The sequence below is a fragment of the Coleofasciculus sp. LEGE 07092 genome (genome assembly GCF_015207375.1).
GTDB lineage: Bacteria > Cyanobacteriota > Cyanobacteriia > Cyanobacteriales > Coleofasciculaceae > LEGE-07092.
On sequence record NZ_JADEWY010000014.1, the window covers coordinates 17957 to 37958 of the forward strand.

At 45.8% G+C, this 20002-nt stretch carries 22 protein-coding genes; 16 read left to right on the plus strand and 6 right to left on the minus strand.

All coding sequences use genetic code 11. The features are described from left to right. Window positions 1-13: 13 nt before the first annotated feature. Window positions 14-448, minus strand: coding sequence for a peroxiredoxin (locus tag IQ257_RS05445; protein ID WP_193872569.1), 435 nt, complete (start codon window positions 446-448; stop codon window positions 14-16). A gap of 247 nt (window positions 449-695) precedes the next feature. On the opposite strand from IQ257_RS05445, the gene IQ257_RS05450 reads away from it, so the two are divergent. From IQ257_RS05450 to IQ257_RS05465, 4 genes are all read left to right on the plus strand, one after another. Beyond that, window positions 696-1106, plus strand: a complete 411-nt coding sequence (locus IQ257_RS05450) for an Npun_F0494 family protein (RefSeq protein WP_193872619.1) — start codon at window positions 696-698, stop codon at window positions 1104-1106. Between the two features lie 64 nt (window positions 1107-1170). Then, the gene (cobQ, locus tag IQ257_RS05455) at window positions 1171-2670 is read left to right on the plus strand and encodes a cobyric acid synthase CobQ (RefSeq protein WP_193872570.1); all 1500 of its coding nucleotides are present in this window, start codon (window positions 1171-1173) and stop codon (window positions 2668-2670) included. 50 nt (window positions 2671-2720) lie between these two features. Beyond that, entirely contained in the window at window positions 2721-2960 is a 240-nt protein-coding gene (locus IQ257_RS05460) for a 2Fe-2S iron-sulfur cluster-binding protein (RefSeq protein ID WP_193872571.1), read from the plus strand. Window positions 2961-2971: 11 nt separating this feature from the next. Continuing rightward, entirely contained in the window at window positions 2972-4216 is a 1245-nt protein-coding gene (locus IQ257_RS05465; RefSeq protein ID WP_193872572.1) for an alpha/beta hydrolase, read from the plus strand. Window positions 4217-4449: 233 nt separating this feature from the next. Here IQ257_RS05465 and IQ257_RS05470 read toward each other — a convergent pair whose 3' ends face one another. Next, on the minus strand, window positions 4450-4602 hold the full coding sequence (locus IQ257_RS05470) for a hypothetical protein (RefSeq protein WP_193872573.1): 153 nt from the start codon (window positions 4600-4602) through the stop codon (window positions 4450-4452). A 291-nt stretch (window positions 4603-4893) separates the two neighbouring features. Between IQ257_RS05470 and IQ257_RS05475 the strand changes: the two genes are divergently transcribed. The 7 genes from IQ257_RS05475 to IQ257_RS05505 all read left to right on the plus strand — a co-directional run bounded on the left by IQ257_RS05475 (window position 4894) and on the right by IQ257_RS05505 (window position 10265). Next, window positions 4894-5451 (plus strand): hypothetical protein, encoded by a 558-nt coding sequence (locus IQ257_RS05475; protein ID WP_193872574.1) that lies wholly within the window; start codon window positions 4894-4896, stop codon window positions 5449-5451. Window positions 5452-5480: 29 nt separating this feature from the next. After that, window positions 5481-5999 carry a mCpol domain-containing protein gene (locus IQ257_RS05480; RefSeq protein WP_193872575.1) on the plus strand — a complete coding sequence of 173 codons (519 nt, stop codon included), beginning with the start codon at window positions 5481-5483 and terminating at the stop codon, window positions 5997-5999. Between the two features lie 131 nt (window positions 6000-6130). Next, a complete protein-coding gene (locus tag IQ257_RS05485) occupies window positions 6131-6376 on the plus strand; it encodes a hypothetical protein (protein WP_193872576.1) in 246 nt (81 codons plus the stop codon). Further along, a complete protein-coding gene (locus IQ257_RS05490) occupies window positions 6373-6822 on the plus strand; it encodes a type II toxin-antitoxin system VapC family toxin (protein ID WP_193872577.1) in 450 nt (149 codons plus the stop codon). The genes IQ257_RS05485 and IQ257_RS05490 overlap by 4 nt, the downstream gene beginning before the upstream one ends. A gap of 159 nt (window positions 6823-6981) precedes the next feature. After that, a complete protein-coding gene (locus IQ257_RS05495; protein ID WP_193872578.1) occupies window positions 6982-7959 on the plus strand; it encodes an SDR family NAD(P)-dependent oxidoreductase in 978 nt (325 codons plus the stop codon). A gap of 160 nt (window positions 7960-8119) precedes the next feature. After that, on the plus strand, window positions 8120-8944 hold the full coding sequence (locus IQ257_RS05500; RefSeq protein ID WP_193872579.1) for an SDR family NAD(P)-dependent oxidoreductase: 825 nt from the start codon (window positions 8120-8122) through the stop codon (window positions 8942-8944). 19 nt (window positions 8945-8963) lie between these two features. Then, entirely contained in the window at window positions 8964-10265 is a 1302-nt protein-coding gene (locus tag IQ257_RS05505; protein WP_193872620.1) for a flavin-containing monooxygenase, read from the plus strand. Between the two features lie 36 nt (window positions 10266-10301). On the opposite strand, the gene IQ257_RS05510 is transcribed toward IQ257_RS05505, so the two are convergent. Continuing rightward, window positions 10302-11807 (minus strand): UbiD family decarboxylase, encoded by a 1506-nt coding sequence (locus tag IQ257_RS05510; RefSeq protein WP_193872580.1) that lies wholly within the window; start codon window positions 11805-11807, stop codon window positions 10302-10304. A gap of 47 nt (window positions 11808-11854) precedes the next feature. On the opposite strand from IQ257_RS05510, the gene IQ257_RS29805 reads away from it, so the two are divergent. The 5 genes from IQ257_RS29805 to IQ257_RS05535 all read left to right on the plus strand — a co-directional run bounded on the left by IQ257_RS29805 (window position 11855) and on the right by IQ257_RS05535 (window position 16526). Beyond that, window positions 11855-12061, plus strand: coding sequence for a UPF0175 family protein (locus IQ257_RS29805; RefSeq protein WP_322744202.1), 207 nt, complete (start codon window positions 11855-11857; stop codon window positions 12059-12061). Window positions 12062-12079: 18 nt separating this feature from the next. Next, window positions 12080-12298 (plus strand): hypothetical protein, encoded by a 219-nt coding sequence (locus tag IQ257_RS05520; protein ID WP_193872582.1) that lies wholly within the window; start codon window positions 12080-12082, stop codon window positions 12296-12298. Window positions 12299-12495: 197 nt separating this feature from the next. Then, window positions 12496-14238, plus strand: a complete 1743-nt coding sequence (locus IQ257_RS05525) for an NYN domain-containing protein (protein ID WP_193872583.1) — start codon at window positions 12496-12498, stop codon at window positions 14236-14238. A gap of 303 nt (window positions 14239-14541) precedes the next feature. After that, complete coding sequence (locus tag IQ257_RS05530) at window positions 14542-16305, plus strand: S8 family peptidase (protein ID WP_193872584.1); 1764 nt, start codon at window positions 14542-14544, stop codon at window positions 16303-16305. Next, window positions 16302-16526: a hypothetical protein gene (locus IQ257_RS05535; RefSeq protein WP_193872585.1), complete on the plus strand. Its 225-nt coding sequence runs from the start codon at window positions 16302-16304 to the stop codon at window positions 16524-16526. Before IQ257_RS05530 ends, IQ257_RS05535 begins: the two co-directional genes overlap by 4 nt. Before the next feature lie 89 nt (window positions 16527-16615). On the opposite strand, the gene hcp is transcribed toward IQ257_RS05535, so the two are convergent. The 3 genes from hcp to IQ257_RS05550 form a co-directional block, all read right to left on the minus strand. Further along, window positions 16616-17998, minus strand: coding sequence for a hydroxylamine reductase (gene hcp / locus IQ257_RS05540; protein ID WP_193872586.1), 1383 nt, complete (start codon window positions 17996-17998; stop codon window positions 16616-16618). 141 nt (window positions 17999-18139) lie between these two features. Further along, window positions 18140-19285 (minus strand): LPS export ABC transporter periplasmic protein LptC, encoded by a 1146-nt coding sequence (gene lptC, locus IQ257_RS05545; RefSeq protein ID WP_193872621.1) that lies wholly within the window; start codon window positions 19283-19285, stop codon window positions 18140-18142. 86 nt (window positions 19286-19371) lie between these two features. Beyond that, window positions 19372-19989: an NYN domain-containing protein gene (locus tag IQ257_RS05550; RefSeq protein WP_193872587.1), complete on the minus strand. Its 618-nt coding sequence runs from the start codon at window positions 19987-19989 to the stop codon at window positions 19372-19374. Window positions 19990-20002 lie beyond the last annotated feature (13 nt).

The window sequence follows — 20002 nt, forward strand, 5'->3', positions numbered from 1 at the left end:
CTGGCAAGATGCCTTAACTCATGGCGGCTAAGATATCTTGGGCGTGAGAATCAGTTTTAACCTTCTCGTCCACATGGGAGATCTTGCCATTGCCGTCAATGATATAAGTCACGCGCTTGGCGTAACCGCCGCCATCAACATCGTAAGCTTTGATAATGGTTCCATCTGGATCGGCGAGCAGTTGGAAAGGCAGCCCAAACTTCTCCTTAAATTTCTTATGGGATGCTTCATCATCCTTGCTGACACCGAGTACAACCATGTCTTTGCCTTGATAGTCTGCGTATTTGTCTCGGAAACTTTGAGCCTCTTTGGTGCAGCCAGGGGTGTCGTCTTTGGGATAAAAATACAAAACAACGGTTTTTCCGGCAAAGTCTGACAGGGAAACAGTGTTGCCCTCAGAGTCTTTGGCAGTAAATGCCGGGGCATCTGTACCAACGTTTAGAGCCATAAATTTGTCTTTCCTGTCTAGTATACGAATGCAAGCTTTAACTTTTAAATAGTACAATGAATTACGATTTAACTGGCTCTAAAATGTAGTGATTAATACCGATGTGGCTTCTATGGATTAATAACTGCCAGGTATTCTGGCAAAACCAACCCTGAGAGGATAGGGAGGTTGCCTTCTTGGGTCGAGTCAGTAAGATAGAAGCATACCATCGCGGATCAGCATGATTTTAATTTCCTTACCGCCCGTGATGACTACAAATCAGTCCCAAAGCGCCCAGTCCATCCAATATCCCGTCCGCACTGTCAAACGTGCCGAGCAAGCCTTACGTTGTTTGCCGTTTCAGTTGCCTTTGTTTACGGCGATGGGTTCGAGGAGTGTTTCCCTACAGGCGATCGCGGGTCAAGAGGGTGTTAATCGCCATTACATCAAGCGTCCTCTGTCGGAATTGGCAGTGCAAGGCAACTTGATGTGGCTGATTCAAGTTGGAATTTTACGACGAGAAGTAGACGGTCAGGGCATTACCGATAGTTTCCGCTTAACCCCTTTAGGACACCAACTTGTAGAAAAATGGGCAAACCAAGGCAATATCTTGCCTCCCCCATCTCTTTGGGATCGGTGCTATAACGCTTTAAACCGTCGGTTGCGATCGCCCCTTTGATTGCATCATTTTAGGGTGGCTTCTATCTACACTTCCTACCCCCTTCTAACTCGTAACCTGCACTATGAAAGCCATTATGGTCGTGGGAACAACCTCCCACGCAGGAAAATCTCTGATTGTTACTGCTCTATGCCGTATTCTCTCGAAGCGCGGCTGGCGGGTGTCACCCTTTAAAGGGCAGAACATGGCGTTGAATGCTTACGTCACCGCCAATGGAGGAGAAATCGGATACGCACAGGCAGTACAAGCTTGGGCGGCTGACGTAACGCCCTGCGTGGAAATGAACCCAATTTTACTCAAACCCCAAGGAGACATGACATCCCAGGTCATTCTTATGGGTCAAGCTGTGGGTAAAGTCAGTGCCTCAGATTATTACGAGCAGTACTTTGATCGGGGTTGGCAGGCGATTGTCGGATCACTGCACCGTCTCGGTAATGAATTTGATCTGATTGTTTGTGAGGGGGCTGGCAGTCCGGCTGAAATTAACCTCAAGCACCGTGACTTGACTAATATGCGAGTGGCAAAGCATTTAAATGCCTCAACCCTACTCGTGGTGGATATTGATCGCGGTGGAGCATTTGCTCATGTAATCGGCACTCTGGAACTGTTGGAGCCAGAAGAACGAGCCTTAATTAAAGGAGTAGTGATTAATAAATTTAGGGGACAGCGATCGCTCCTGCAATCTGGCATTACCTGGCTCGAAGAACGCACAGGCATTCCCGTTGTCGGTGTGATTCCCTGGATGGAGGAGATATTTCCCGCTGAGGATTCCCTTGACCTGCTTGATCGTCTGGTTAGAAAAAAGCAGGAGACTGAAATTACTATTGCCGTCATTCGGCTACCCCGCATTTCTAACTTTACCGACTTTGATCCCCTAGAATCTGAATCTAGCGTCACCGTCAAATACCTCACCCCAAACCAATCCTTGGGATATCCAGATGCGGTAATTATTCCAGGGACGAAGACCACGATTGCCGACTTAATGGTTCTCCAAAAAAGCGGCATGGCAAAAGAAATTCAAACCTACGCCGCTGCTGGCGGAACCGTCTTGGGAATTTGCGGCGGTTTCCAGATGCTGGGTCAAGTTCTCGCTGATCCAGAAGGGATTGAAGGTCACGCCGGACAATATAAAGGGTTAGAATTGTTGCCCTTAAAAACACTGCTTGTTGGTCATAAAGTCGCTCGTCAGCGATTGGTGACCTCCAACTACCCTCATGTTGGCTTGCCTGTGGCGGGTTACGAAATCCATCAGGGACGCTCCCGACTCATGGACTTGGAAACGGCAGAAAAACGGTCAGCCTACAAACCGCTGTTTGATGACCCCGGTTTAGGTATTGTTGATGTGAGTCAATCGATTTGGGGTACTTATCTGCACGGATTGTTTGACAACGGACCTTGGCGGCGTGCTTGGTTGAATCAACTACGACACCAACGGGGCTTATCTTCTCTTCCCACTGGCATTCCCAACTACCGCGAACAGCGAGAAGCTCTCTTAGATTCCGTGGCGACTAAGGTAGAGGCTAATTTAGATTTAAGCCCAATTTTACCCTCTCAGAAAAACTGACGCGGGTATCTTTTCGATTGTGCGATCAGGATAGACACCCACAACCGCTCATGACTGTTAGCATTCGATTTTTACCTGATGATATTATCGTTAAGGCTGAAGTAGGAGAACCTATACTTCAAGTAGCCGAACGTGCTGGTGTTTTCATTCCCACAGGTTGCTTAATGGGTTCCTGCCATGCTTGTGAGGTAGAACTGGATAAGGGCGGCACCATTTGCGCCTGTATCAGTTCCGTACCTCCCGGTTCCGAGCAGCTAACCATTAATCTCTATAGTGATCCTACCTGGTAAGCGAAAGGTCGATGTCACTTGAACCAAATCCGGGCAAAACAAGACTAACCTTGTTGGGGGTGTTCCTGGCTTCGCCTTTCATCCCTTTGTTCCTGAGTGCGGTAGGATTATTTCTGAGCCTCTCGATTGTAGTCCCAGCTCCTACGCTTGCGATACTGCCTCTGGGAGTGGGTGCGCCAGAAGTGAGTCCTTGGCTGGTTTGTGTCAATGCGATCGCACTAATACTAGTTATCTTGAGACGGCATGAAGGCTGGCTGTACAATGTTGCCCTAGTCTGTAGCCTGCTCGGTTTGCTCCTGAGTGTGTTGCCGCTGATTCATTTCCCGGCGGCGAATGCACGGATTGCTGCCGAGATGCAGACTGTATTGGGAACCGACTACTTGACAAAAGTCTCTCAATCTGAGTTGCTACCAATGCGTACCCAGCCCCTTGTTCTGGCAGATGCCTTTCGGGGAATTTCTATAGAGGAGGTTCGCATTGATCGGGGTATTCTGTTTGCCAAACCGGACGGGGTGAAACTCAAGCTGAATGTTTATCGACCGTTGCCCATTGGGAAATATCCGACAATTATCGTAATTTATGGTGGAGCTTGGCGAACTGGTACTCCCGATAACAACGAGACATTCAACCGCTACATGGCAGCACAAGGCTATTCAGTGGTGGCAATTGATTACCGCCATGCTCCCCAGTATCGCTTTCCAGCTCAACTGGAGGATGTACAGGCGGCTCTATCCTATATTCAAATCCATGCCAAAGAGTTAGAAGTTGATACTGAGCGAATGGCTCTGATGGGGCGCTCGGCAGGTGCTCATCTAGCCATGATAGCCGCGTACCGTCTAGATGCAGTTCCAGTTCGGGCAGTGGTGAACTACTACGGACCGGTTAACCTCACTGAGGGATATTATGACCCCCCCTTTCCAGACCCCATCGATACTCGTGCTGTACTGCGGACATTTCTGGGAGGAACCCCCGACGAACTCGCAGAGGTTTACCGACAAGCTTCTCCTATCAGTTACGTTCAACCAGAGCTTCCTCCTACTTTACTGGTGTATGCGGGTCGCGATCATCTAGTACAGGCAAAGTTTGGACGCCAGATCTACGAGCAATTGCAAGCAACGGGAAATCGTGCCGTTTTGCTAGAAATTCCTTGGGCTGAACATTCTTTTGATGCGGTTTTTAATGGAGTGAGTAATCAGTTGGCGTTGTACTATACAGAACGCTTTCTGGCTTGGGCGTTGAAGTCTTCCTATGACTAGCAGAGATATGTGTCAAAAGTTAGGACTTACGCATAAGTCAGGATTAGCGAAGGTTTTATGAATTTGGGTTGTATATATTTTAGGTTCTTGAGCTTGCATCCGCACAACCGTCTATGTTAAGCGGACTAAGATAGACAGGTTATTCGGCATGATGCCTAGATAACGATAGCTTCAACGTTGGTAACGACTGCTTGAGCTATGATAAGGACAACTTCAGCATTAGTAACGACAGCTTAAAGGTTCTTTATGATAGCTTGAGTGTTGGTAGCAACAGCTTCAACGTTGGTAACGACGGCTTGAATTGTGGTAATGACAGCTTTTCCATTCCTGGTGAAGGGATAAAGTGATCGCTCATCGCCACCAACACTATTCAGGAAGTAACGCAAATCTGCTGAGACTGGCGTCTTTCTGAGCGTTATCCAACGTTAGAGTTTGTGCGTCGGCACTTGAAGAATTTGGAGAATGGGATAAAGTTTATGCGATCGCACATGAAACAATGCAGCAAGGGAACGCTGTCACATGGCAACGGGAAGTATACAAGCGCACTGGCTCATTAGAGAATGTGGTTGATTTTGTTGTCCATGGGTGATTTCAACGTGGAGTAGTCAAACAAATCGTTAGCTTGCTACAGTGTCAGACAGAACATGAACTCGGACACAAGAGCTTGATAGGCAAGAATGAACGTTTATCAGAAAACTTTTAAATTAATTTTGGCAGGCAACATAAATGTGCCTGCAATGATAAATGTTATCATCCGGGCAACTCTTCAAGCTCGAAGCGATACACAAAATAGCCAGCTAACTTTTCGCCAAGTACATATTTTTCATACTGAGCAATCACTGCAAGCTCTCACAGCTAGTTCGGTATCCTGGCAAGAAGCACTAGGTCGCTACAGTATTTCTTCAACCAGTCTGGTGCATCATGTAACTAAAATAGAGGATTCTAATGTTGATAGATTTAGAGATCTTGTAGAACAACTACGAACAATTGTTAATCCCATTGACAATGCACAAAACTATATTGATTTGACAGGTGGTATTTCATCTCTTAAATCTATCCTTGCTGTTTTTGCTTACGTACTTGACATAGAAAATATATACTCACTGGAAATCGTTTTTTCTAGTGATCTGGCAACTAGGAACAAGCAAGCCAGCCTTTACTATCATGAGCTAGAGCAACAAGATGTAAGTATGTTGTTCATCCTTCTCCCGAAAATGGGCAAACAAAGGAAATAACAGCTATTCAGTCTCGTTTATCATCTCAGTTGGCATTTGCATTTCTGCAATTTACGACTAAAACGCTCAGTGCTTTTTTAGACCAAAATGGCAAGCTTGTAGATATTCAGGTTCTTGAGACTCCCGCTGAAACAGATGAAACCACTTTTTATTTTGGTTTTGATGGTGATTCCACTGGTGACTATTTAGACATAGCGTTTGGTGAGTCAAATGAAGACGAAGTGCGGAAGCGAAGTCGAGTAGTATATGGGGCAATTAATACACTGAAAAAGTTGATCTATAAGGAAACCAAAGATCACAACAGTGTTCTCTTTGCTGAAGGGGATAATATTCTTTTCAAATCATGTTATAAAGTAAGCTTACTTAATGAGTTGCAGAGGGTTTATAAAGAGACAACTGGATTGACTAGCAGCATAGGATACGGAAAAACATTACCAGAGGTTGCCTTGGCGATGCGTCTATCTAAAGCCAAAGGTGGAGGCAGTATTATGGGTATAGGTTTGCGGGATTCTAGTAAAATTAACAGTACAGACCGACCCACAAGTTAACACTTTGGTACAGCAGCAACTCTCTGCTACCACACAGCTAGATGGCTTATACAGCTTTGAGCTATTACAGCTTCTGTAACCAATTGCTTCGGTTACGATAGAGAAAATTTGCTTTTGCACAACCGTCAATTATGCTGCGAGAAAAGCTCAAGCAAGAATTAGACAAGCTGAATGAAGACCAACTCAAGAAGATTGCTGAATTCATCGCCTTTATTGAGTTTCAAGCGAATCTTGCCCAATCATCTGCTCCTTTTTGGCAGAGGGCAACACCAGCAGAACGAGCTAGGGATTTCCGGGAGTGGGTTTCTCAGCTTCCTCAAACCCGTGTAAGCCTGCTAGATAAAGCCTTCAGCCGTGACAGTATTTATGAGGAATGACGAGATACCTGCTGGATACGAATGTTGTTTTGCGTTTCTGTAATCCTTCTGACGTACAATTTAATCTTGCAACAGAAGCAATATCCCGTTTACTCTCTCAAGGAGACGAAGGTTTTCTGACAGCACAAGTGCTTGTTGAGCTTTGGGTTGTTGCTACGCGACCCGTTGAAGTAAATGGTTTAGGCTGGGCTGTAGAAGAGACGAGAAGTACCATAGACCAACTTCTCAATCGCTTTCCATTGTTAGAAGAATCATCGCAGATTTTTCCAAATTGGTTGGAATTAGTCACAGTCAATAGAGTTACGGGTAAGCGTACTCATGATGTTCGTATTGTTGCAGTCATGCTTGCACATGGAGTTACACATCTTCTGACCTTCAATCCGAGCGATTTTATAGCCTCAGCAGGCATTACAATCGTGCGTCCCCAGGAGCTACTAATCTCTTAAAGTAAAAATAGACCTCTTGCAAAAGTCGATAGACACCCAGAGACTAATGGCAATAGATTTCCCTTTTATACTTGGACAGATGAATTTCTTCGCAGAGTTTGATATGTGTTTTTACCGTACTGATTGGGTTTTCGAGGTTTCTCCGAGAATAAAACAATCATGAAAAACCTAGAGGGCAAAATCACATTAGTCACAGGTGCAACACGAGGACTTGGCAAAGGAATTGCGATTGGACTCGGTGAAGCAGGTGCAACGGTATATATCACCGGTCGCACACTTGAGAGTGCTAATTCCGAAAATGGCATATCAGGGAGCCTCCAGGATACCCAATTAGCCGTTGAGGAAGCGGGTGGTGTCTGCATTCCCATTCAAGTCGATCACAGTGACGATGAGCAAGTGCGTTTACTCTTTGAGCGCATCCAAGACGAACAGGGACAGCTCGACTTACTGGTTAATAATGTTTACTCAGGGGTAAAAGCATTAAGTGACGCTCATGGCAAGCCCTTCTGGGAGTGTGAACCTAGCTTTTGGGATGCTTGCAATAATGTGGGGCTTCGCAGCCACTATGTAGCCAGTGTTTTTGCGGCTCGAATGATGAGTGAGCATCAGCAAGGACTCATTTGCACCATCTCCTCTTGGGGGGGTTTGTCTTACATTTTTGGGGTTCCCTACGGTGCGGGTAAATCAGCCTGCGATCGCTTGGCGGCGGATATGGCAATTGAACTCAAGCAGCATAACATCGCTTCGCTCTCCATTTGGCCCGGTATTGTAGGAACTGAGCATATTTCCCAGTTAGTGGCAGAAATGGATGAAACCGATACTGCTAATCAACAAACCTCAGCAATCAAAGAGGGTTATAACTGGGAAACTCCCTTGCTAACAGGACGAGCGATCGCCGCGCTAGCAGCAGACTCAACGGTAATGCGGCGAACAGGTCGGGTACAGATTGTGGCTGAACTGGCTCAACACTATGGGCTGGTAGACAAAGATGGCAATCACCCTGCATCCCTACGCTCTCTGCGTTTCTTGCTCCCCTTTGCTTTACCCGCCCTCAGAAAATACTCATGGCTCGTACCGAATATTAAAGTGCCTTGGTCACTGTTACTCTTGCAGGCACTCAGTTCACCTAAAATTTGATCTAAGTAGTCGAGCATACACTGCTTACACCAAAGCCCATAAAAATTCTTATTCTTTCTGCCTTCTATTGCACCTTCAGCTTGCTTTGGAAAAATTTCTACAAAGCTTGACGCTATTAAGTTTTACAATTTTGAATGCGTGAATGTTGCGTGAATTTTGTATGACTCAGCTACGCGAGGCAGTGGTGCTGATTACCGGTGCAGCCGGTGGCTTTGGGCAGGAACTCACCCGACAGTTATTGATGGCGGGTAGCCGATTAATCCTAACCGATCTCGATAAAGCAGTTTTACACCAATTAGCAGAGGTCATTCAGCGCCAAATCGCAACAGGTGAGATAGTCAGTTGCCTAGCTGCCGATCTTGCTTCTCGTGAGGGCTGTGAAGCGCTTTATCACCAGGTAAAAGCACTAAGCGTTCCCGTTGACGTTTTGATTAACAATGCTGGAATCGCGGTAATTGGTCGCATGGATGAAGTGCCGCCCGAAAAATGGGAACGGCTGATGCAAGTAAATTTAATGGCACCGATGCGGTTAAGCGCACTATTTACGGCTGATATGATTAAGCGTAAAAAAGGGCATATTGTCAATATTTCGTCGGTAGCTGGCTGGGTAGCTCCGGCTGGGTTGACTCATTATGCAACCAGCAAGTTTGGGTTACGGGGGTTTAGCGAAGGACTTTTCAATGAAGTCAAGGACTATAACGTCAAGGTGACAGCCGTTTATCCGTTTTTCAGCCGCACCCCGATTCTGCAATCAGAACGATATGGGACACTCGCTGAGGGGAGCCAGACTTTACCAGAACATTGGGTAACTGATCCAGCGAACGTCATGCGCGAAACGATTCAAGGCATTGCTCGCAATCAACTACACGTTTTTCCCGATGCGATCGCTAAAAATGTCCATCTTCTCAAACGATATTCTCCCCAGTTCTTAGACTGGATTAATAATGCATTAACCAGGAGTAAAAAAAGTGGTGCAGGTCAGTAACTCTCTTCAAACTCCACAGATGGTTGATACCACTGATAAACATTTAATTCTGGGGGCAGGTTTTGTGGGATTGGGCATGGCTCAAGCCCTTAAAGCGGCAGGTATTCTCTACGATCAAGTTGATGCGAGTGATGATATCGGTGGCAATTGGTATCACGGTGTCTACGAAACCGCCCATATCATTTCATCCCGCAAGATTACCCAGTTTACTCATTTTCCCATGCCGGAGGATTATCCTGACTTCCCCAGCGCTCAGAATATGCGGGATTATCTGAATACTTTTGCTGATCATTTTGATTTACGTCAGCATATTGAACTCAATCGTACTGTCAATTATGTGCGACCCATCGAAAACAACCTCTGGGAAATTACCTTCGCGAATGGAGAACAACGAATCTACAAAGGGGTGTTAGTGTGCAACGGACATCACTGGTGCAAACGTTTTCCCAAATTTGAGGGAGAATTTAGCGGAGAGATTATCCATTCCAAAGATTACAAACGACCTGATCAACTTCGTGGTAAACGAGTTCTGGTGATTGGTGGTGGTAATTCAGCCTGTGACATTGCTGCAGAAGCCGCGCGGGTAGGAGCTAAGTGCGTTTTGAGTATGCGCGAATCGGTATGGTTCATTCCTAAAACATTTATCGGAGTTCCAACTGCTGATCTGATCAAATGGTGGATGCCAGAATGGTTTCAGCGACTGATGGCTTACGGGATAATGCGCCTGACGTTTGGCAAGCACGAAGACTATGGTTTACCCAAACCGCACCATAGAGTGTTCGATAAACACCCTACTATCAACAATGAGGTGCCTTACTATATCAAACATGGTCGTATTATTCCCAAGCCTGCTGTACGCCAGCTTAAAGGTGGCAAAGTTGAGTTTGTTGATGGCAGTTGTGAAGAATTTGACTTAATTGTTTGTGCAACTGGCTATTATGTGTCCTATCCATTTCTACCTCAGGAACTTCAACGTGTCAAAGGAGCGGTCGTTAAATGTTATGGTGGCTCGTTTCTCGATGACTACAAGGGACTTTATTACATTGGTTGGGGACAAGCTCGAGGCGGTGTGGGGTCGCTCATTGCTGCTTCTAATTCATTCTTTATTCGTTGTCTCAAACTTCAGGATGAAATCAATGTGCCGATTGGTTTAGTTTTCAAAGAAATAGGGCAAAAACTACCGACAACTCATCTGTCTGATCCGCAGAATATTTTTAGGCAACTAAAGCTTGCTAACTTCTTTTTTAACCGGATTGCCCAAAAAGCCCATCAGATTGATGCTCAATATCCTAACTTTAGTAACTGCCCACTCTTCCCTTGACATTTCAAAAACCTAATTTGTAAGGTACAGAAAGTCTTACATATCATACCCAAATAAATTCGGATTAACGTCTCCCAACTCCAAATCATCCAAGCCATACTCTGCCCAACGTCTATCAACCATCCCGGCTACATCCGAGTCAGATTCTAACGGCTCACCCCATTCATGTTCAGTTTCGGGGGGAATTTTAGTGGTTGCATCAATCCCCATGCGTCCCCCTAATCCAATCTTCTCACTAGCAAAATCCAAACTATCAAAGGGTGTATTCGGCAGAATAAATACATCTCGCACTGGGTCAACTTTGGAACTAATTGCCCACACCACCTGACGCGGATCACGGATATTAATGTCTTTATCCACGACAATCACAAACTTGGTATAAGTAAATTGGGGCAACGCACTCCAAAACGCCAAAGCTGCCCGACGCGCTTGACCGGGATAGGCTTTATCAATAGAGATAATAGCCGCTTTGTAACTGAGGGCTTCCATCGGCAGGAAGAAATCCACAATTTCTGATACCTGTTGCCGCAAAATTGGGGTATAAATGCGATTAAGCGCGATCGCCATCATGGCTTCTTCCTTCGGTGGACGCCCGCTAAATGTGGTTAAATAAATGGGGTCTTTCCGATGGGTCATGCAGTGGAAGCGAATTAAAGGCGAATCTTCTACCCCACCGTAATATCCCATGTGGTCGCCAAAGGGACCATCGGGCATCATTTCCCCTGGTGTAATTGTGCCTTCTAGGACGAATTCTGAGTCGGCTGGCACTTCTAAATCCAGGGTTTTGCACTTGGCAAGTGACACTCCTGAACCGCCGTAAAGTCCGGCAAACAGCCATTCGGAGAGGTCTACAGGAATTGGGGTAGCGGCTGCCATGATAATTAACGGATCGACACCGAGAGCGATCGCAATTTCTAATTTTTGCCCCTTCTGAGCTGCTTTCCGCAAATGCCGCGCCCCACCCCGCACCGATAGCCAATGCACCGTCATGGTATTGTGCGATTGTAGTTGCAGGCGGTAAACCCCGACATTCGGCGTACCCGTCTCGCAATCCTTTGTAATCACTAGCCCCAACGTGATAATCTTCCCAGCATCACCGGGATAGGGGCGAATCAGGGATAGCTTATTCAAATCTAGGGCATCGCCTTCAACCACTACTTGCTGACAAGCGGGGAAAAAATCCCGCCCTGGTTTCGCTTTAACTACATCAAATAGAATTTTGCCAAACTCTACCGCCTGAGAAATTTTCTTGGGAGGTTTTGGCTGTTGCAGCATTCCCAGCTTCTTGCCAAGAGTTTCCAACTCCTGCGGATGTTCCATATTCATCGCCCAACACACCCGTTCCTCGGTTCCCATCAGGTTTATGGCGACGGGAAAGGATGACCCTTTGACATTCTCAAATAGTAGCCCAGGTCCTCCCGCTTGCAGCATTCGGTTGGATATCTCGGCAATTTCTAAATCAGGATCAACTAGCGCTGTAATTCGGCGTAATTGTCCCCGTTCCTCTAGAAGCTTGATGAATGTCCGCAAATCTCTCGCCATGGTTAAGATGTGTAAAGCTTTGTCTTCCTTTTATTATGGACTGATAAGTGGGTGCGATCGCCTGTGATGCTCTGAGAGAACAATACAATGATAGAAGTAAAGGCTCGATCAGTGTGGGCAAAGTGCGAGAGCTACTAAAGATGCCTACCCGCCTCGAAGTTGATGCATTCCTAAAAGCCAAAGGCATTGAGCTACACTACAATGAAGCTGACTTTGAAGCCGATCGCCAAACTCATGAGCAACTACACTCTTGATGAAAAACTGAACACGCGATGATTGTCGTGTCAGATACGTCGCCCATTTGTTATCTCTTGCTTATTGGTGAAATTGAGCTATTGCCTCAACTCTACGGGCAGGTGCTTATTCCCAGAATTGTTCAACAAGAATTGTCTAATGCACGCTCGCCTGTTTCTGTCCAAAACTGGAGCAATTGTCTACCCGAATGGTTAGTCGTTCAAACCCTTGAGATTCCCTCTAATAACGAGATATAACCTTAAAGTAAAGCTTTGTCTTCCTCTTATTATGGACTCATAAGCGGGTGCGATCGTGAGTGGTTGTCGAGGGAACACTTTACAAGAGATGGCAACACAGCAGATGTTATTCAAAAACTCCTCGCGTTCGGTACATCCCCACGTCACATTAGTAGATGTGACGGCACCTGTGATAAACCCCCTGTGTGGGTCGTGATATGTCAGATAATTCAAGCTTACCGTTGGCTAACCATTCTACCGCTATCGACCAAATTAGCCTTTGGGTCTACCAAACCATCCTGGATATTCAGCAGCAGCAACCGGAACTTCTGCATGAAAAATACAGGAACATCCAGTGGTGTAATTCCCGTTATCAATCAGCTATCTCAACCAAGCTGAAAGCAGAACTGGATAAGGTTGAAGACTGGGATGCCAAACTTCTTAAGGTACGACGATTCCTGCAAATTTTCCTCGTCCCAAACTATTTCCAAACTCCGGGGTTTGGGGAATTGGTGGCAAAAATTCATGCCTCGATACCCCACCCAAGTCAATCGACATCAAACGGATTAGTCGATGCCCAACTAATTCAACCTACCGCATCCCCGTCTCCTGTAGCCAGCCCTCCCCCCAGAATTGCTATCCTGCTGCTGGATGCAGAAAACTTACAACTGGATATCGAAACCGAAAAGTTCCTAGCAGGAATTTGCACTTATCCCATTCAAATAAAGGTAGCATTTGCCAATTGGCGCAGCCTAGGAAAGAAAGATTCCGAATTCCACAGTCGCGGGTACGAACTCATTCACGTTCCCCCAGGTAAGGATAGTGCTGATGTCAAAATGGCGACGGTTGGGTCTTCGATTTTCGTTCATTATCCCACAGCACGAGAAGTGTTAGTCTGTTCGTCAGATGGGGTTATGACCCATCTTTACAACACCCTTCAGACTCATGGATTAACGGTGTACCTTGTCCGGAAACAGAGGGATACCATAACGGTTTTAAACAGCAAAACCAACCAAACCAAAACCCATTCCTTAACTCCGTTGCCTACAATTCCATCTCTGGAGGAATTTATCACTCAGCTCAAAGATATTATCAAAGCAGAACAAACTCAAACAGTGAATCCTTGGATCAAACTCTCTACAATTTCCACTCGATTTCGGACTCAGCACAATATAACCATCAGTCAAGTTGTATCGACTCACTTCCCTGGAAAAAAAGCTAGAGATATTTTTATCGATTATCCCAATGAGTTTGTTATTCATCAACTGTCTGATGACTCAGAATTATATGTTACGATTTTTCAAGTTGAAAACCCTAATACGACCCTTGAAGATAATTCTGCCGCCTCTATAGAATCTCAAGCTCCAGAGCCACCTTTACCGCATCTTAAATCAAAAGTAGAGCTAGAACAGGCATTAATCCAAATTGTGAAGACATTAACGGTAAACTCTAGCCAGAACTACGTGCCTATCTCCAATGTGGGTACTGAGTTTCACAAGCAGTATAAACAAGCAATCACAAAAGTAATGAAAAGCTTAAACTTGGGGAGTAAATTTCTAAGTTTTTTGCAATCCTGTAGTGTTTTGAGTCTACAGAAGTCTGGAAAAGACTATCAAGTGACAGTTTGTACTCCAGCGAAAAAGAAAACAGTTAAATCACAAAAAACTACAGGTAAAGAAGTTGACTCAGCTCAAAGTAAGATTGATTTAGAGGAGGAATTAGAGAAGATTCTTATAAAAATACTCGCAAAACTAACTAAAGCGTCTGGGACAGATGCTATAGTGGTCAACGACCTGAAGAAAGAATTTTTATCTAAATACCAGATAACAGCAGATGCAAGTGTGAAGAATTTTCACGCCGATTCTAGCTTGATTAAATTCTTACGCTCTCGCCCAACCGTGTTTAGCTTAACCTTAGTCGATAAGGACTATCGAGTAGCGATCGCCCCTGGTGTCAACTGAAGATGAATCACGTTTATAGGCTTATTCTAGAGGTTATGCTGGAATTATCTGATTGATACACTGCCTGTTTTCCAGGGGCTGTTTGCGAAGTTCAGCTATTTGGCTCCCCTGTATCTGATAAATCGATGTCGGAAAAATTGCTCAAATCCTTGCAGGATAAGGCGGCGAGGTTCGGAACAGAACAATAAGCTCCTCAGCCATTTTACCAGATTTTCGCTGAGTGCTCATACTCCTGATAACCCTGAGAACAGAACAATAAGTTATCGTAGTGATCAAACTGGCGCACTATGCGGATGAGTTGCCATGCGAAAGCTTTTTTTACTGTGTTTGTTTGTATTGACCCTGGGCTTTGCCCTATTTAACTTTAAGGGTTTAGCCAGTCAAGGACAATATGAATCCATTGTGCTGGACTTTCGGGAAGATATCCCAGCGTCTCAGATTACCCAACAGGTGAGTGCGATCGCTCAAAACTACGGCGTCACTCCCCGACTCAATAGCGAATTTTCCACTACTGACAATATTTACATTCTGGAGGGCGATAAGCAATTACTACGCAATCTGAAAAAATCAGAACTATCAGCAGAAACCGAATATATTGAACCCAACTACATCTACAACGCCTTTTTCGTCCCTAATGACCCCGACTATAGCCAGCAGTGGAACCTGCGCAGCATTAATGCAGAGTCGGCGTGGGATGAAACCAAGGGAAGTGGTATAACGGTTGCCGTAATCGACACCGGTATTAGTCCCGTTCCCGATTTAAAGGATACCCAGTTTGTCAAAGGCTACGACTTTGTAAACGACCGAGTCGAAGCCAATGACGACCAAGGTCACGGCACCCACGTTGCTGGTACAGTTGCCCAATCCACTAATAACGGTTACGGCGTAGCGGGTGTAGCCTACGAAGCCACCCTCATGCCCTTAAAAGTCTTGGGTGCCAGTGGTGGCGGTACAGTTTCCGATATTGCCGAAGCCATTAAGTTTGCCGCTGATAACGGTGCTGATGTCATCAACATGAGTTTGGGCGGTGGCGGTGAAAGCCAATTGATGAAAGAAGCGATTAACTACGCCCACTCCAAAGGAGTTGTTATCGTCGCCGCAGCCGGAAACGCTAACCAAAATGCTGCCGCTTATCCTGCCCGTTATCCCCACGTTATCGGCGTTTCAGCACTAGATTCAGCCGGGAGTAAAGCCCCCTACTCTAACTTTGGTGCTGGAGTAGATATCTCTGCCCCCGGTGGCAGCGAAGCTGGTAAGATTGTGCAGAATACCATCGATCCAAAAACCAATACAGCCGTCTTTTTGGGGTTCAAAGGCACTAGTATGGCAGCTCCCCACGTTGCTGGTGTGGCAGCTTTAGTGAAAGCCAGTGGTATCACTGAACCGGATGAAGTGTTTCAAGTTCTCCAGCAATCTAGCCGCCGCATTGAAAATGACTCCCTGAATCACTTTGGTTCTGGGCACCTCGATGCCGCCGCCGCAGTGAAGCTGGCGCTACGGGGACAAATTACCTTCCGCGATTTCTTCCGTTGGTTGCAGGATAACGGCTATCTGAATCTGCGGTTCTGGATTGACGGCGGTGCTGTTGCCCTACTGCCCAAGGTTCTGATGGTTCTGGGTTCTTACCTACTTGCTTGGTTCTTGCGGAATTTCCTGTCCTTTGGCTGGAGTTTAAGCGCTGGCTTAGTTGCCGGAAGTTCGGGACTGTTCTTCCTGCGCGGTTTCTATATCTTTGACTTACCTCAGTGGCCCCTCCGGGTGATGGGCAGTTCAATTCCTGAACTGGGTACGGCGGTTCAAGGTAGCGCTGTGTTAAACCCACTTTTTGCTAGCGTGCTGATTCCATTTATTCTGGTGGCACTATTCCTGGGACACCCGCAATGGAAATGGGTAGCAATTGGTTCGGCGCTAGGTGTTGCCAGTTGTTTGGCAGTAAGTGCGGTGATGTCTCCTAGCGTTCTGTGGCTGGGGAGTGGCATTATGGCGCGTGTGTTCTTAATGACGAATGCCGTCCTGTGCTTTGGACTTGCTTACTTAGCTAGCAAAAGAGAGGGGAAATTCGCATGAGCGTTAATATCACTGGCGTCATCGAACACAAAGATGTGGGGATGGGTGCTTGGGCATTAGTTGCAGATTCGGGGGAAACCTACGAATTGAAAGATGCTCCATCTGAGTTACAGCAACCTAACTTGAAAGTAACAGTAAAAGGAAAAGTACGAGAGGATATTATGACTGTTGCCATGATTGGTCCGGTGCTGGAAATAAAGTCCTTTGAGGTACTGGATTAGACCTTTTAGACTAACAGTCTTTATAGCTGGGGATTGGACGGTAAACTCTTTGGGTATCCGTCCAATCCCTGATTTTTTGCTCATTGGCACTAACCCAAACAAGCTGCTAAATCTTCATCGGGTGTAGTAATCGCCTGGAGGTTGTACTTCTGTGACAGTAACTTAAATACATTTGGCGAGATAAAAGCTGGCAGTGTGGGACCTAAGCGGATATCTTTAATTCCCAAATACAGCAGGGTTAGCAAAATGGCTACCGCTTTCTGTTCGTACCACGAAAGAATCATGGATAACGGCAATTGATTTACATCAACCTTAAAGGCATTCGCTAAGGCTAAAGCAATTTGAATAGCAGAGTACGCATCATTGCACTGACCCACATCCATTAACCGAGGAATACCACCGATATCTCCCAAGTCTTTATCAAAGAAGCGGAACTTACCGCAAGCAAGCGTCAAAACTACACAATCGTTCGGTACTTTTTCGACAAATTCGCTGTAGTAGTTGCGGACTGGTTTAGCACCATCACAACCACCGACTAAGAAGAAGTGGCGAATCGTTCCCTTCTTAACTGCGTCAATCACGTCACTTGCAACACTAAGTACCGCATTCCGCGCAAATCCGGTCATCACTTGGCGCGGTTCCCCATCGTCTGTAAAACCGGGTAACATTTCGCCGTGAGTATAAATAGAAATACCCGTGTCTACGGTTTGTTTGAGAAGTTCTTCAAGTTCTTTGAGGTCGTGACCTGATACTAAAATAGCTTTGCCTTTTTTGGCATTGAGAGGAACAGGGGTGGGAATGGGATGACCGTAAGTTTCAGTATTACCTGCATCGAGAAGTTCCATTGCCCGCAGATTAATTTCACCGACTTGCAGGGCAATGCTTACCCAGTCATCAAGGCTGAGATCTTGGCGTCCGAGATTGGCTAATGTTTCGTGGAAGAAGGCATACACTCGGTCATCCTCTTGACCCAGTTCTTGGGCATGGTAGACGTAGGCAGCGATTCCTTTGATTCCGTAAATGATAGTCAGTTTCAGGGAGAAAATATCAACGTTTTTCGCGGCTTTGCTGATAAAGTCAAATTCAATATCTCTACCTTGTTGGACTAAGCCGTCTAGGGTAGTCGGTGGTTCAAAGGATGCCAAATCAGAATAGTCTACAGGGGGGGCGATTAACTGGATTTGAGTTTTTAAATCTTCACGCAGTGCGATCGCTTGATGGATGTAGTTGACAAAGCTCTCTGGGTTGAAGTTTACATTAGTCAGGGTAGAAAAGAGCGTTTCGCAGGTAAAGACATCGGCGTTGCGCGTTGAGATACCCAAGTGACGGGCGCGGATTGCCACTTCACCCAATCCTCGCAGGCAGTGAGTCAGCAAGTCTTGCAGGGCATCGACTTCTGGGCTTTTCCCGCAGGAACCCCACTGATAGCATCCTTGTCCTCCGGCGGTTTGTTCGCACTGGCTGCAAAACATAGGTCAGGTTTCCTTTTTCCTCATCTATGCTCACTGTAGGATGGGTAAAGAGAAAGCGCCTTGACTTAAGTCAAGGGAGGTGTGGGGGTGAGGGCACTAGACTTTTGTCGGTGAGTAATTTTAAATGGTGCAAAATGTGAGTTAAGGAATAAATTCCGTTACCACTCTATCTCCACTAGCACCACTGCTAACGACAATACTTTGATCCTGAAGTTTACCCACTGCCGTCGCACCCGTTACGTTAAAGGGTGGATCAATTTGTTTGTAAATTACGTTCCCCGAAGCTTGGATATTCTGAGTTGGAATCTCCCACCTCATTTGATTGGCGTAGAGTTCAGCTTGGTTGCGACTGCCAACACCTTGAACACCACCTGTCAAATTAGCCACGTTTTTCTCCAAATCAACCTGACCCTGATTGGCGGTAAGTACGACGTTCTCTTTCTGATGAAAAATTTTGACCGGTTGGTCTGAAAGTACCGTTTCAGTATTCAAGTTCCAGATAGCTGAATTGGTAGATATCAAAACGGGTGGGTCTACGGATGTGAATTGAGCGTTCTGCTTGAGGATTGCAACCTTGGTTTTCAGATTATACTCAGACTGATCTGCCTCTACCCGTTCTATCACAGTCTTGTCTTTGTATCGTTCCATCCGGGATCGCTGGTCTCCAATCAATTTCTGCTCTTTGATTTGCCAGACCAGATGTTCTGTTTTCATCTGCAAGTTCGGGTTTTTAGAAAGTGCTGTAACCGACCCTTTCAAGTCCACTTGCTGCTTGCGAGTGATATAGCGTCCTTCTTTTGCCGAAGCCTCAATTTGTTCAGGATGGATGCCTTTCAAGTTGTTGCGCACCACTAACAAATCGTCCTGAGGATACCATTCCAGCTCATCACCCTTGAATACAGTGCCGTTGCGGGTGTCAGTGGCAGTAATCTTCCCTTTCAGCAGGATTGTTTTCCCATCCTCTTGAACTTCACCGCTATCGGCTGACACTTGCACAACCAATTTGCCATCTTGGAACAAGTCCCCCGTTGGCTTTTCAATCAGAGCGGTTTTTTTATCGTTAATGTAGGTGGCTTTTTCTGCTTTGACTCGCCATAGAGGATGCCCTTTTTCATCAAACTGATCTAAGGTGACATTGTTAAAGACGAGACTTCCTTCAATTTCCGTTGCTGACGTATCTTTATCTAGCTTCTTAGCGGTGCGGCGGTCAGACTGACAGGCGGATAGGGAAGTCAGTGCCAACAGACATAAACTGAAAGCAAAAAAATTTTTGAAACTCAAAATCATTGAGGACAAATTTGTATTGAATCCAGACACCAGCCATTAGTCATCAACTTTTGAAGGACTAATGACTAATGATTAATGACTAGTTACTAATGACCCATTGATTGTTCTTCTGGTTCGTCCATCATGCCGATACCGGACAATGGACGGTAGGTGTAGTTTTGTCGGGGTGTCTTGCGGATAGTGTCTTGGATTTGATCTAGATCGATGTAGCGATCTGCAACGTTAATGAGACTATCGCTAGTCATTGAACGCAAACTCACTACCTCAACCCGAACCCCCCGATAGCTGACAGCATCTACGGCATATGCCAAATCACCATCGCCACTGACAAGAACGGCGGTGTCGTAGGAACCCACCAGTGCCATCATGTCTACGGCAATTTCTACGTCTAAATTGGCTTTTTTCGAGCCATCGGGTAGCTGTACCAAATCCTTGGCAATAACTCGATAACCGTTACGGCGCATCCACAGCAAAAAGCCCTGTTGCTTTTCGTTAGTGCGATCGACGCCCGTGTAAAAGAAAGAACGCAGCAATCTTGAACCTGCGGTTAAACGAACCAACAACTTAGTATAGTCAATTTCAATTCCCAGTTGCAAGGCAGCATAAAACAAGTTTGAACCGTCAATGAAAATAGCTACCCGACCGCGATTTTCTAAAACTTGTTCAGGTGTAAAAATTGGATCAGTATTAAAGTTATTCAACATTATTGTTATGCCT

What these genes read in the sequence shown, in the direction of transcription:
- IQ257_RS05485 (WP_193872576.1), top strand. Translation starts at nt 6,131, where the DNA reads ATGCTGCGAGAAAAGCTCAAGCAAGAATTAGACAAGCTGAATGAAGAC.
- IQ257_RS05550 (WP_193872587.1), bottom strand. Translation starts at nt 19,989, where the DNA reads ATGTTGAATAACTTTAATACTGATCCAATTTTTACACCTGAACAAGTT.
- IQ257_RS05535 (WP_193872585.1), top strand. Translation starts at nt 16,302, where the DNA reads ATGAGCGTTAATATCACTGGCGTCATCGAACACAAAGATGTGGGGATG.
- IQ257_RS05465 (WP_193872572.1), top strand. Translation starts at nt 2,972, where the DNA reads ATGTCACTTGAACCAAATCCGGGCAAAACAAGACTAACCTTGTTGGGG.
- IQ257_RS05450 (WP_193872619.1), top strand. Translation starts at nt 696, where the DNA reads ATGACTACAAATCAGTCCCAAAGCGCCCAGTCCATCCAATATCCCGTC.
- IQ257_RS05505 (WP_193872620.1), top strand. Translation starts at nt 8,964, where the DNA reads ATGGTTGATACCACTGATAAACATTTAATTCTGGGGGCAGGTTTTGTG.
- IQ257_RS05475 (WP_193872574.1), top strand. Translation starts at nt 4,894, where the DNA reads ATGAACGTTTATCAGAAAACTTTTAAATTAATTTTGGCAGGCAACATA.
- lptC (WP_193872621.1), bottom strand. Translation starts at nt 19,285, where the DNA reads ATGATTTTGAGTTTCAAAAATTTTTTTGCTTTCAGTTTATGTCTGTTG.
- IQ257_RS05500 (WP_193872579.1), top strand. Translation starts at nt 8,120, where the DNA reads ATGACTCAGCTACGCGAGGCAGTGGTGCTGATTACCGGTGCAGCCGGT.
- IQ257_RS05530 (WP_193872584.1), top strand. Translation starts at nt 14,542, where the DNA reads ATGCGAAAGCTTTTTTTACTGTGTTTGTTTGTATTGACCCTGGGCTTT.
- IQ257_RS05490 (WP_193872577.1), top strand. Translation starts at nt 6,373, where the DNA reads ATGACGAGATACCTGCTGGATACGAATGTTGTTTTGCGTTTCTGTAAT.
- IQ257_RS05445 (WP_193872569.1), bottom strand. Translation starts at nt 448, where the DNA reads ATGGCTCTAAACGTTGGTACAGATGCCCCGGCATTTACTGCCAAAGAC.
- IQ257_RS05495 (WP_193872578.1), top strand. Translation starts at nt 6,982, where the DNA reads ATGAAAAACCTAGAGGGCAAAATCACATTAGTCACAGGTGCAACACGA.
- IQ257_RS05510 (WP_193872580.1), bottom strand. Translation starts at nt 11,807, where the DNA reads ATGGCGAGAGATTTGCGGACATTCATCAAGCTTCTAGAGGAACGGGGA.
- hcp (WP_193872586.1), bottom strand. Translation starts at nt 17,998, where the DNA reads ATGTTTTGCAGCCAGTGCGAACAAACCGCCGGAGGACAAGGATGCTAT.
- IQ257_RS05520 (WP_193872582.1), top strand. Translation starts at nt 12,080, where the DNA reads ATGATTGTCGTGTCAGATACGTCGCCCATTTGTTATCTCTTGCTTATT.
- IQ257_RS05460 (WP_193872571.1), top strand. Translation starts at nt 2,721, where the DNA reads ATGACTGTTAGCATTCGATTTTTACCTGATGATATTATCGTTAAGGCT.
- IQ257_RS05525 (WP_193872583.1), top strand. Translation starts at nt 12,496, where the DNA reads ATGTCAGATAATTCAAGCTTACCGTTGGCTAACCATTCTACCGCTATC.
- cobQ (WP_193872570.1), top strand. Translation starts at nt 1,171, where the DNA reads ATGAAAGCCATTATGGTCGTGGGAACAACCTCCCACGCAGGAAAATCT.